General features: G+C 53.2%; 10 protein-coding genes. 6 read left to right on the top strand and 4 right to left on the bottom strand.

The window, feature by feature from the left end:
• Positions 1–40: 40 nt before the first annotated feature.
• The 3 genes from AACY98_RS01005 to msrA all read right to left on the bottom strand — a co-directional run bounded on the left by AACY98_RS01005 (position 41) and on the right by msrA (position 2753).
• Positions 41–790 (bottom strand): PadR family transcriptional regulator, encoded by a 750-nt coding sequence (locus AACY98_RS01005; RefSeq protein ID WP_339800454.1) that lies wholly within the window; start codon positions 788–790, stop codon positions 41–43.
• 426 nt (positions 791–1216) lie between these two features.
• Positions 1217–2182, bottom strand: a complete 966-nt coding sequence (locus AACY98_RS01000) for an AEC family transporter (RefSeq protein WP_339800451.1) — start codon at positions 2180–2182, stop codon at positions 1217–1219.
• Between the two features lie 16 nt (positions 2183–2198).
• On the bottom strand, positions 2199–2753 hold the full coding sequence (msrA, locus tag AACY98_RS00995) for a peptide-methionine (S)-S-oxide reductase MsrA (RefSeq protein WP_339800448.1): 555 nt from the start codon (positions 2751–2753) through the stop codon (positions 2199–2201).
• A 274-nt stretch (positions 2754–3027) separates the two neighbouring features.
• On the opposite strand from msrA, the gene aspA reads away from it, so the two are divergent.
• Complete coding sequence (gene aspA / locus AACY98_RS00990; protein ID WP_126979830.1) at positions 3028–4455, top strand: aspartate ammonia-lyase; 1428 nt, start codon at positions 3028–3030, stop codon at positions 4453–4455.
• A gap of 63 nt (positions 4456–4518) precedes the next feature.
• Here aspA and AACY98_RS00985 read toward each other — a convergent pair whose 3' ends face one another.
• Positions 4519–5334, bottom strand: a complete 816-nt coding sequence (locus tag AACY98_RS00985; RefSeq protein WP_339800442.1) for a TatD family hydrolase — start codon at positions 5332–5334, stop codon at positions 4519–4521.
• 227 nt (positions 5335–5561) lie between these two features.
• Here AACY98_RS00985 and AACY98_RS00980 point away from each other — a divergent pair, with 227 nt between their 5' ends.
• The 5 genes from AACY98_RS00980 (at position 5562) to AACY98_RS00960 (ending at position 12894) form a co-directional block, all read left to right on the top strand.
• Positions 5562–6422 carry a YdcF family protein gene (locus tag AACY98_RS00980; RefSeq protein ID WP_339800439.1) on the top strand — a complete coding sequence of 287 codons (861 nt, stop codon included), beginning with the start codon at positions 5562–5564 and terminating at the stop codon, positions 6420–6422.
• Positions 6423–6644: 222 nt separating this feature from the next.
• The gene (gene acnA, locus AACY98_RS00975) at positions 6645–9443 is read left to right on the top strand and encodes an aconitate hydratase AcnA (RefSeq protein WP_339800437.1); all 2799 of its coding nucleotides are present in this window, start codon (positions 6645–6647) and stop codon (positions 9441–9443) included.
• A gap of 274 nt (positions 9444–9717) precedes the next feature.
• The gene (locus AACY98_RS00970) at positions 9718–10611 is read left to right on the top strand and encodes an amino acid ABC transporter substrate-binding protein (RefSeq protein ID WP_126979834.1); all 894 of its coding nucleotides are present in this window, start codon (positions 9718–9720) and stop codon (positions 10609–10611) included.
• 242 nt (positions 10612–10853) lie between these two features.
• The gene (locus tag AACY98_RS00965) at positions 10854–11600 is read left to right on the top strand and encodes an aspartate/glutamate racemase family protein (protein WP_339800432.1); all 747 of its coding nucleotides are present in this window, start codon (positions 10854–10856) and stop codon (positions 11598–11600) included.
• 37 nt (positions 11601–11637) lie between these two features.
• Positions 11638–12894 carry a D-amino acid dehydrogenase gene (locus tag AACY98_RS00960; RefSeq protein ID WP_339800430.1) on the top strand — a complete coding sequence of 419 codons (1257 nt, stop codon included), beginning with the start codon at positions 11638–11640 and terminating at the stop codon, positions 12892–12894.
• Positions 12895–12941 lie beyond the last annotated feature (47 nt).

The following is a 12941-nucleotide window of genomic DNA, read 5'->3' as shown; positions in this document are numbered from 1 at the left end:
CCGGTACAAGCCCAACGCCATGAAAACCTTTAGCAAACCTTCAGCGCTTGATTTCCTCTAGCGCCTGCAACAAAATCGCGTTGATGCGTTGCTTCTTTTCATCAGTGGCATGGCGTACGCCTCTGAGCGCCACACGCAGCTCATGAATCGTTTCACGCAATTCATTGTTCCCCACATCACGGGTATCATCTGCAAAAGACTCCCGCATCCGCTGCATCCGCTGCCCAAACTCTGACAAACGGGTCATCAGCATTTGCACATGCTCACGGTTTTCGTTTAAAAAAACTTTGCCCTGATCGGTCAGCGCATAGAACTTTTTATTGCCTTCCATGCTCATCGACACCAGATCACTTTCTTCAAGATAAGTAAGTACCGGATACACCATGCCCGGGCTGGGTGCGTAAAACCCATGGGTATAGGTATCGAGGTATTTAATGATTTCATAGCCATGGCGGGGCTTTTCCTCAATCAGTGCTAAAACAACCAGTTGCAGATCATCTGCCCCCATACGGCGCCGCTTCTCCATAGGGAAGTTGAAGTCATCATCCGACATCCCCTGACCGCCATGACCACCGCCTCTTCGCCCACGGCCAAAGCCCGGGGGCATCAGGTGAAAATCCCGTCCGTCTTTATCTCCGCGTGCCATCTGCCCAAAATGGCAGTCGCCTCTGCCATGTGAATGAGAACCGCGCTCCTGGCATACACCCCTTTCAAAAGAGCCCCTGCCGCCGCCACACGGGAAACCATGTGCCAGCTGTCCACGACGCCCTTCATATATTTTGCGTTGCATGACCTAAATTCCTTTATCAATATATTTTGTGATTGAATATGAGACTGCTGATTTTCAATTTGATAAATCATTTATCTCAAATCATATCTTATGATATATCTTAAGATAATTTATGTCAACCACTTAACCACTAAAAATACATATCTAAAAATAAAGATCATGCATTGAGAAAGGCCTGATTTGTCAAAATACCATCAACCCTGCTCGGTAACAAACCGCAACACAATCACTTGGGGAAATAGGAGTCAACGTCTTTGACAAACAGTTATGCGCCACTGGCAAACATGGTGTGAACCAGGCTCAGGGCACATGAATAAATCTTTTTATGAAAATGTCTTTTTATAATTATCTGCAAACGCTCGCAGGCCGCTGCACCATGCGACCAACGCCTGCATACGCATACACGCTTCCGCCGTATGCCATACCTTATGCCCACCTGGCCGCCAGCCACATGACCACAGGTTGTGTGACCAGCGCGGCCAGTGTCGTCAAAGCCAAAGATGCTGTCACCAGGCTTTGTGCTTCGCCATAGCGATGCGAGAACAAATACACATTTGACCCAATGGGAAGCGCAGCCACCACAGTAATCACCACCAGCGGTACGCCGCGAATGCCGACAAGGTAGCCCGCAGCAAACACCAGCACAGGCATCAGCAGGTTTTTTACCAGCGTAATCTCCAGCGCACCTTTAAGTTCACCCTTCATCCGTGTATGCGCCAGCGTTGCCCCAACCAGCACCAGACTGACCGGTCCGTTGGCCTGCCCCAGCAGCTCCAGAGTTCTGTCCACCACCCCGGGCAACTGCCAGCCGGTCATGCCCCAGACCACACCGGCAATGATCGGCAGTGTGACCGGGTGCATCACAGAACGCCATGCTGCTTTCCCCACCATTTTCAGCATGCGGCTATAACCCGCCTTCATGGCTTGGCCGCTTTCAGCAGCCTGTTGCATTTCATCTCTGGCCTTGCGCCATTCAAAAAACAAGGTGGCAGCACTGAGCAATGTTAAAGCATGCACAGAAATCAGCGTGATCAGCGTCACCAGCCCCTCAGGGCCATAAGCCATGGTCACCAGCGGAATACCGATCATCACGCTGTTGGAAAAAATGCATGCCAGCCCAATGACAATGGCGCGCTTGTGTCCCCCCAAGAAAAGAGAAACACCAATGAACAAAGCAAACGCAACCGCCAGATAAACCCAGGTTGCTTTAAAGTCCAGCCCGTCAAACCCGACATGGGACATGGTGCGAAACAGCAGCGCCGGCGCCAGCATCAGAAAAACCAGGTTAGCCAGCCCCGGCAGGTGTTCCTGTTGTATCCAGCGCAGCTTGCCAGCCCCCCAGCCACAAATAATCAACAAAATAACCGGGAACAATGCTGCTGTGGAATTCATTCTTTTTTCTGATCGTTCAGTTTTTCAGCCAATGGACAAATTTCTGCCGGAATTTAGCAACTTTAGGTCCTACCACCATCTGGCAGTACCCTTGTTGCGGATGGTTTTCAAAATAATGCTGATGATAGTCTTCCGCCCGGTAATAGTCTCTCAAAGGTTCCACGACGGTCACAATCGGGTCATCAAAGACACCATTCTCTGCCAGTTCCTCAATCACTGCCACGGCAGTCTGATGCTGCCGGTCACTGCAGGTCAATATGGCCGACCGGTACTGTTCACCCACATCGGCCCCCTGCCGGTTCAGCGTGGTCGGGTCATGAATCACAAAAAATATCTCCAGCAGGTCGCGGTAAGTGATCACCGCCGGATCAAACGTGATTTTGACCACCTCTGCAAACCCTGTATTCCCTGAACATACCTGCTCATACGTCGGGTTTTGCGTATGCCCGTTGGCATAGCCGTTTTCAACCGCCGCAACACCTTTGACACGCTCGTAAACTGCCTCCAGACACCAGAAACAGCCACCGGCTAGCACAGCCGACTCCGTCACAGAGCCATCATTCGTTTGCATAAAACGCCCTTTAACATTTCCAAGGTTAAAAGACAATTATCTCTGAAACACCTGCCAGCATAAGCTGGCATGGCTATCCGGCAATATCCGTTTTAACCATAGCGAATGAGCCCATGAATAAGCCCCTTAGTGTCCCTTATTTTTAAGCAAAAACACAAGTATCGGCATTCGCCACTCAACATTCAGCCTCCAAAAACCGGAAGACTTTTCTTCCTGTTATGTTTCACCTATATTTAACACCACCCTTTAGATACAGTGGAAAGGGACAACCTACATGAAAAATACAGCAACAACCCGGGTAGAGCATGATTTATTAGGCGATATGGAGGTTCCAGCAGATGCTTACTATGGCGTCCAAACGCTGCGGGCCGCTCAGAATTTCAGGCTCACAGGCATCATCTTGTCGCACTACCCCAGCCTGATCAAAGGGCTGGCCATTGTCAAATTGGCCGCAGCAGAAGCCAACTATGAGCTCGGCGATCTGCCTGAAGACAAATACAAAGCCATTGCAAAAGCCTGCCAACGCCTGATGAACAATGAATTCAACGACCAGTTCATTGTTGATATGATCCAGGGCGGTGCCGGCACTTCGACCAACATGAATGCCAATGAGGTCATCGCCAACATTGCACTGGAAGAAATGGGCAAGCAAAAGGGCGAATACCAGTTCCTGCATCCCAACAACGACGTCAACATGGCGCAGTCCACCAACGACGCCTACCCCACAGCGGTTCGCGTCGGGTTGTTGCTCATCAATGAAATGCTCATTGAAAGCCTGTCAAACCTGTGCAAGGCGTTCCGCCGCAAAGGTGCCGAGTTTGCCGACATCATCAAGATGGGGCGCACACAACTGCAGGATGCCGTGCCCATGACACTGGGGCAGGAATTCAATGCTTTTGCCACCACACTTGAAGACGACCTGGAAAGGCTGAAAACCTATCCCCTCGACTGGCTCACCGAAATCAACATGGGCGGCACTGCGATTGGCACAGGAATTAACACAGACCCCAAATACCAGCACCTGGTCACCGAAAAACTCTGCAAAATCAGCGGCCTGAAATTCAGATCAGCGCCTGACCTGATTGAAGCCAGTTGGGACATGGGCGGATTCATCATGTTCTCGGGGCAACTCAAACGCCTGGTCGTGAAAATTTCCAAAATCTGTAACGATCTGCGCCTGCTTTCCAGCGGCCCCCGCACAGGCATTGGTGAAATCAATCTGCCTGCGCGCCAGCCGGGCAGCTCGATCATGCCCGGTAAGGTCAACCCGGTGATCCCAGAAGCCGTCAACCAGGTATCTTTTGCCGTGATGGGCAATGACCTGGCCATTACCATTGCCGCTGAAGCCGGGCAATTGCAGTTGAACGTGATGGAGCCTTTGATTGCTTACAAAATGTTTGACAGCATCCGCATGATCAAGCGCGCCATGGACATGCTGCGTGAAGAGTGTATTGACGGCATCACCGCCAATGCAGAACTGTGCCAGCGCCTGGTGGAAAACTCCATCGGGCTGGTCACCGCACTTAACCCTTACATCGGCTATGAAAACTGCACCCGCATCGCCAAAGAAGCGCTGCAATCAGGCAAAGGTGTGCTGGAACTGGTACGCGAAGAAAAACTGCTCAGCGAAGAAGAGCTGGCCGATATCCTCAAACCCAAAAACATGATTGCACCCAGAGAGGTCAAACATAAAAAAGCTTAATTGAGCACTTAACGCTCACATTCGGGGCCTGGCATGATGCATCATCCAGGCCCTTTTTATCTTTCAGGTGTTCAGGTCAGGCAGATTAAAAAATGCCTTGGCACATGCCGTTGTCTGTGCTGCAAGCACCTGCGGCGTCACACCGCGGCAGGTCGCCGCCACGCTGAGCACCTCCGGTAAGAAAGCAGGCTCGTTGCGCCGGTCTGCCGGTTTGTTCTTCAATGTACGCGGCAGCAGATAAGGCCCATCGGTCTCCAGCATCAAACGCCCTGCCGGAATATCCTTTACCAATGTTTGCAAATGCAAACCACGGCGCTCGTCACAAATCCAGCCGGTGATGCCGATGTGCAAATCCAGATCCAGATAGCTGAACAGATCTTTTTTCTCTCCGGTAAAACAGTGCACTACCGCCGCAGGCAACTGGTCGCGAAACTCCCGCAGTATGGCAATGAACCTTTCGCAAGCATCGCGTTCATGCATAAACACCGGGCGCTGCAACTCGACTGCCAATGCAAGCTGTTGCTCAAAAACCTTTTCCTGTACCGGCCGTGGACTGAAATCACGGTTAAAGTCCAGCCCGCATTCACCCACGGCCTTCACCGTGGGGTATTGCAGCAACTGCTTGATGACCGTGGCTGTTTCATAACCCCAGTCTTTGGCATGATGCGGATGTACCCCCGCCGTACTGAATAAATGCCGCCCCTGCGAATCGTATTGCTGGCACAGCTCAAGCGCCCTGTGGCTCTCACGTTCACTGGTACCCGTTGCAACCATTTGCTGCACCCGTGCCGCATACGCCCGTTGCAATACCTCGCTCACATCATGCTTGAAACGCTCACTGGTCAGGTTAATGCCGATATCAATTAAATAATCGTTCATTGGATCGTCAGTCTGATCATTCACACAAAATAACGCCGATTTTACCAGCCCCCTTTATCTACCCGCCAACCGGGCTCCTGACGATACAGGCACGGCATTACCTGCGCCTCAAAACACAAAACACTGATCCCCGCTTTCATTTACATCCCCCAAAGTACAAAACCTGCATATGCCTGTATCATGTCACTGACCATCAACCTGTCCCCTTCTTTTTAACGAGCTCGTCTATGGAATTAGGTTCTCTCAAGCCCGTTATCACCACCGCCATCATGCCACTGATGTTTTGGCTCAGCATGGCATTGATGGCTCTGTTTATCTTTTGCATCAAAAAAGAAAAGCATCAGGGGTTTCAGCGCGAAAACACCACAAAAAACAAACGGGGTAGAAAATACCTTGTGGCGGCTGCCATGTCCCTGGTGATCCTGTGGCTGCTCAGTTGCCATGGTACCGCAGTGTTGCTGTCACGCTGGCTGTTACCGGCAACCACGGCCCTGCAACCGGGCGATATTCAGCAACTGCGCCACAACCTGCTGGCAGGCAAACCAGCCGCCATCATTGTGCTGGGCGCTGGCGTGCAATCCCAGGCAGCAGAATATGACGGGCAACCGGTGCTTTCTCCTTATGCACTGGAACGCCTGGTCTACGGCATTCATCTGGCACAACAAACCGGCCTGCCCCTGGGTTACAGCGGCGGGCAAGGCTGGGCCCAGTCAGCACCAGACAGCCCGGAAGCCAAAGCCGCATTACGCACTGCACAAGAATTAGGCGTGCCTTTGCGCTGGATCGATGCTACATCACGCGATACACGGGAAAATGCTGTCAACACCGCCGCCATGCTGCATGCCGAAAACATAACGCATGTCGTACTGGTCACACAGGCCTGGCATATGCCACGCGCCGTCAGTGCTTTTCAAAAAACCGGCCTGACCGTTACGCCTGCGCCGGTCGGTTTTATTCGGCCTTATGCCAACTTCTGGCTGGAGTGGCTGCCATCCGCTTCGGGGCTTTCAACCACCAGCACCGTACTGCGCGAGTGGATTGGGCTGCAAGTTCAACGGTTCCAACATCCATCGACTGCTACAGAATAAACCCTGATACAACCTGTGTGTGCTTTATTGGATACTTAAGAATCTCCCGAATGCCCTGCTTTCATGCGGTGCACAATGAAATGAATATGTACACAGATTTTGTGCCTACCGCACCCCTGCCAGCACTCTTATCTGCATTTAGGTTCATAATCTCAACGTACAACTCGAATGCTGATGTTTAGCAATTACATATAAAACCATAAACATAAGGAGATCTTCGCGATGAACATCCTCTCCAAACTCGTCGACAAATATATACCAGTCCAACATCCATTTGCCGATACGCTGCAATCATTCAAAACCGCCTCAGGAAAAGAAGGCAAGTTTTATTCACTGCCCGCGCTGAGCCAGCACTTCCCTCAGATTAACAAACTGCCCGTTTCCATACGCATTGTTTTAGAGAGCGTGCTGCGCAACTGCGACGGCAAAAAAGTCACCAAAGAACATATTGAGCAACTGGCCAACTGGCAGCCCAATGCGCCGCGTGTGGATGAAATTCCGTTTGTGCTGGCGCGTGTGGTATTGCAGGACTTCACCGGCGTGCCCCTGCTGGCTGACCTGGGCGCCATGCGCACCACGGCCAAAAACATGGGCAAGAACCCGAAAGTGGTGGAGCCGCTGGTGCCTGTCAACCTGGTTGTTGACCATTCGATCATGGTCGACTACTTCGGCTCCAAAAATGCGCTTGACCTGAACATGAAACTCGAATTCCACCGCAACAAGGAACGTTATCAGTTCATGAAGTGGGGCATGCAGGCCTTTGATACTTTTGGCGTAGTGCCCCCCGGCTTTGGTATTGTGCACCAGGTCAACCTGGAATATCTGGCACGCGGTGTGCATAAAAACAAAGACAACGTGTACTACCCCGATACGCTGGTCGGCACCGACAGTCACACCACCATGATCAACGGCATTGGCGTGGTGGGCTGGGGCGTGGGTGGTATCGAAGCCGAAGCCGCCATGCTTGGGCAACCATATTATTTCCTCACCCCCGATGTTGTCGGCTTTGAATTCAAGGGCCAGTTGCGCGAAGGCGTTACCGCCACCGACTTGGTGCTCACCGTCACAGAACGTTTGCGCCAGGAAAAAGTGGTCGGCAAGTTCGTTGAGTTTTTTGGTGAAGGCACCGGGCATCTATCCGTGACAGACCGTGCCACCATTGGCAACATGGCGCCTGAATATGGTGCCACCATGGGCTTTTTCCCGGTCGATCACAAAACCCTGGACTACTTCAGAGGTACCGGGCGAACCGACGAAGAAATCGAAGCGTTTGAAGCCTATTTCAAAGCCCAGGGACTTTTTGGCGTGCCGCGCGATGGCGATATCAATTACACCCAGGTGGTTACGCTGGACCTCTCCACCGTCGCCCCCAGCCTGGCAGGCCCGAAACGGCCGCAGGACCGCATTGAAATCGGCCACGTCAAAAGCAAATTCATTGAGCTGTTCAGCGCTCCCATCAAAGACAACGGCTTCAACCAGCCGGCACAAAAGCTTGAAGAACTGTACAGCCTGGACAGCAGCAATGTGGTCACCGAAGCCACGCCTGCAAACGATGTCATCAAAAACGGTGACATCCTGATTGCAGCCATTACCTCGTGTACCAACACCTCCAACCCCAGCGTCATGCTGGCGGCCGGGCTGCTGGCCAAAAAAGCGGTGGCGGCCGGGCTAAAGGTGAAAAAGAACATCAAAACCTCACTTGCCCCCGGATCGCGCGTGGTCACGGAATACCTGACGCAGACCGGCTTACTGCCCTATCTGGAACAGCTCGGGTTTGATGTGGCCGCCTACGGCTGTACCACCTGTATCGGCAATGCCGGCGACCTGAAACCCGAAATCAACAAAGCCATCATCCAGAATGATCTGGTATGCGCCGCTGTGCTTTCAGGCAACCGTAATTTTGAAGCCCGGATTCATCCCAATATCAAAGCCAACTTTCTGGCCAGCCCGCCACTGGTGGTTGCGTATGCCATCGCCGGCAACATGACGGTTGACCTGATGACCGAACCGGTGGGCCAGGGTCATGGTGGTAAAGATGTGTATCTAGGCGACATCTGGCCCAGCAGCGACGAAATTGAAGCCCTGCTCAAGTTTGCCATGAATGGTCCGGAGTTCCGCGAGAACTATGAAAAGGTCAACACCGACCCGGGCAAACTGTGGTCCCAGATCAAATCGGTCTCAGGCAACGTGTACTCATGGCCAGAGAGCACCTACATTGCTGAACCGCCGTTCTTCAAGGACTTCACTCTGGAACCTCAGCACCCGCCTGCAGGGGCAGAACTGGGGGTCAAAGGCGCGCGCATCATGGCGCTGTTTGGCGACTCCATCACCACCGACCATATCTCCCCGGCCGGCTCAATCAAAGAAAGCTCTCCGGCCGGACTCTACCTGCTCTCGCATGGCGTTCAGAAAGCCGACTTCAACTCTTACGGCTCACGCCGGGGCAACCATGAGGTCATGATGCGTGGCACCTTTGCCAACGTTCGCATTAAAAACCTGATGCTCCCGCCCAAAGAAGATGGCAGCCGTGAAGAAGGTGGCTACACGCTGATGCAGCTGGATGGCGTCAACAAGGGACAGAAAACCACCATCTACGACGCTGCCATGCAATACATTGAAGCCCAGGTACCGACCGTGATTTTTGGCGGTGAAGAATACGGCACCGGCTCCAGCCGCGACTGGGCGGCCAAAGGCACGCTGTTGCTGGGCATCAAAGCCGTGATTGCGCGCAGTTTTGAGCGTATTCACCGCTCCAACCTGGTTGGCATGGGTGTGCTGCCCTTGCAGTTCAAAGGCAGCGACTCCTGGGAAAAACTCAAACTGCAAGGCAATGAAACCATTGACATCATTCTGGGCATGGAACTCAAACCCCAGGCCGATGCCAAACTGGTGGTAACCCGGGCCAATGGTGAGCAGGAGGTTGTCATGCTGACACTGCGTATTGATACGCCGATTGAAGTGGAATACTATCAGCACGGAGGCATCCTGCCATTTGTCCTGAGGCAGTTGCTTGCTTCCTGACACCACAACGGTGCGTCAGGGAAATCCCTGTAGCACCGTTTTGATGCGCTCGCGGATTTAATCCCGCGATTCAGGACCAAACGGGCTGCTTTTCTGGTCGTGTTCTGGCACAGAAAATGCATTTGTTTTTTACGACATTGGCACATAGTATAAATTGGCCCAAACCGCTGTCCCACCGTCATCATGGGAATGCGTTATAGACAGATGGCTGGAATTAATTTACGCTATGATGTCCAACACTTACAACTACACCTTATAGATAGGAGAGCAATTCATGAAGTTTCTGAAAACTACTCTGGCTTTGGCAATCGGTTCCACCATGGCACTGGCTGTTCAGGCTCAAAGTTCGGGCACCTTGGACAGAATTCGTTCCAGCGGCACCATGACCATCGCCTACCGCGATGCATCCATCCCATTCTCATACCTGGATGACAAAGCACAACCTACCGGCTTTGCCTGGGAGCTCTCCCAAAAGATTGCGGCAGCCGTTCAAAAAGAACTGGGGCTGGCAAACCTGACCATCAAACCACAGGCCGTCACCTCTGCCAACCGTATTCCTCTGATGGTCAATGGCACCATTGATATCGAATGTGGCTCTACCACCAACAACACCACCCGTGGCAAAGACGTCAGCTTCTCTGTCAACTACTTCTACACCGGTACCCGCTTCCTGGTGAAAACCAGCTCCGGCATCCAGTCGCTGGAAGACCTGCGTGGCAAGACCCTGGTCTCCACACTGGGCACCACCAACCTGCAATTGCTGCGCACGCTCAATACAGAAGACAAGCTGGGCATCAACATCACCACAGCCAAAGACCACGATGCATCTTTCCTGAACGTGCAGCAAGGTCTGGCTGATGCATTCGGCATGGACGACATCCTGCTGTACGGCCTGCGCGCAGCAGCGGCCAAACCTACGGACTTTGCCGTGGTCGGAAAGCCCATCCAGGTTGAACCGTATGCCTGTATGGTGCGTAAAGATGACCCAGCGTTTAAAGCCGTGGTGGACAAAGCCATTATCGGTTTGATGGAAAGCGGCGAGTTCACCAAGATGTACGAACAGTGGTTCACCAAACCGATTCCTCCCAAAGGCATCAACCTGGAACTGCCTATGTCTGAAGAACTCAAGGCCAACCTGACCGCACATTCTGACAAACCCGCGAACTAATCAGCACGGGCAAGTCCGTTTGCAACGGATAGGAAAATCGCAAGTGGCAGGAACCCCTGCCACTTTTTTTATAGGGACTTTCCATGACATTACCATGACTGTAACACTCTCTTTTACGACGCCTTTGCATCAGGCATACAATACAAATCAGACAGCGTCTTTTCTCTGCATAAACAATTACTGCGAATACCCAGAAAAGACACAAACACTTTATCTACATTTTTAATTTGCGCTGGTCCATCGTGAATACATTGCGTCATTTTGATACACCGCCCTCCATGAATGGCCTGGTAGGCGTTCTGGGTGGTATGGGGCCTTTGGCCACACTCGACTTTTTTCAGAAAATGATTGCGGCCACACCGGCACAGTGCGACCAGGAGCATGTGCCTGTCATTATCAGTTCCATCCCGCAAATCCCCGATCGCACACAAGCCTATCTGGGGCAAGGCCCATCGCCACTGCCTGCACTGGTAGAGTGCGGACAACGGCTGATTACTGCTGGCGCCGAGTTGATCGTCATTCCCTGCAATACCGCGCACCTGTGGTTTGCAGATATTGAAGCCGCACTGCAAATCCCCATGCTGCATATTGCAGATGCCGCGCTGGAACAGGTCAAGGCACCTGCCAACCAGACGCCTGCCGTAGGCCTTCTGGCAACACAGGCCACCATCGAATCCGGGCTGTATACCAACCGGGCTCAAGAAACCGGCCACCCTGTGCAATGGCTGTTGCCCACCACACAGGAAATGGAAACACTCGTCATGCCGGGAATCCGCGCAGTCAAAGCCGGCAACCTCATGCTGGGACAGGACTTGCTGGCCGCAGCCGGCCGTGCGCTGGAATTGCGCGGCGCAACAGCCCTGATCATGGGATGCACCGAAATTCCGCTGGTGCTGCCAAATAGTGGCCTGGAAATTGCATTGATTGATGCAACCGATGCTTTAGCCCGTGGCGCAGTCGCCTGGTCAACTGCCCGGCGTGGCAGGTAAGCTGAAACAAAATCATTTTTTACCGGAGTATTGCACAATGACATACGGTCGTGTTTGTATTGTGGGCGCAGGTATTGTGGGCAGCGCCAGTGCGTTTGCACTGGCCAGAGGCGGCTGGGATGTCACCCTGGTTGACAGCGCGGAAGGCCCGGGCCTGGGCACCAGTTTTGCCAATGGCGCACAACTGAGCTACAGCTATGTGGAGCCACTGGCCACCCCTGATGCGCTGGTATCTCTGCCCAAATGGCTGCTGGATGCTTCCAGCCCGCTCAAATGGCACCCCCGCATGGAGTTTGCCCATGCCTGCTGGCTGGCCCAGTTTACCGCCTGCTGCCGGCCCTCCATGGTGAGAAAAACAACCGAAGCATTGCTGGCCCTCTCCTTCCTGTCACGCGACACACTGCACCAATGGCTGCCGGAACTGCCTGACCAGGAACAACTGTCTTTTACCCAAACCGGCAAACTCGTTATTTACCGCAATGAAAAATCGCGCGAGCATGTGCAAAACCAGTTGAACTGGCAGGCCAGAATGGGCTGTAAACAGAAAATCGTTTCTGCACAGGAATGCATCGAACTCGAGCCCGCACTGGCAGCCACAGGGGGCGGCACAATTGCGTTTGGCGTCTGGACCGCCGACGAAGAAGCCATTGACGCCCACACCCTCAGCCGTGCCCTGGCACAGGCCAGCGGCGCACAATGCCTGTACAACTGCGCCATTCAACGCATTGAAACGGCACATGGTCAGGTCACCGCACTCATTACACGCGACAAGCAGCGCATTGAAGCCGACCATTTTGTCATCGCCACCGGCCCTGACAGCAACAAACTGCTGCGGCCTTTGCACATTGCCCTGCCGATTGAGCCAATCCGCGGTTTCAGCATCACACTGCCCATCGTCAAACCAGAAGCTGCACCCGTCGTCAATATCACCGATACCAGCCGCAAAACCGTGCATGCGCGTTTAGGCAATATGCTGCGCTCGGCCGGATTTGCCGAACTCTGCGGCTGGAATACACAATTGAACGCTGCGCGCATCGAGGCGCTGTGCCAGTATGTACAGGCCACTTTTCCAGGTGCCTGTGACCTGAGCCAACCCCATGCATGGGCAGGCCTGCGCCCAACCACGCCCAGCGGCCGCCCGATTGTCAGCGGCACCCCGTTACGTAACCTGTGGTTGAACACCGGGCATGGTTCCTTAGGGCTGACTCTGGCAGCAGGCAGTGCCAACGTGCTGGAAAAACTCATGACGGGCCAGACCCCGACCATTCCATCAACGCCTTACCGTTATAAATGAAATAAGCCCCCATCAGAGGGCTGAGAGAGTTGAGAGGGCTCAGGGTA

It is taken from the genome of Saezia sanguinis (assembly GCF_963921665.1).
GTDB classification, from domain to species: Bacteria; Pseudomonadota; Gammaproteobacteria; order Burkholderiales; family Burkholderiaceae_C; genus Saezia; species Saezia sanguinis.
This window is presented reverse-complemented; position numbering and strand designations above follow the sequence as displayed.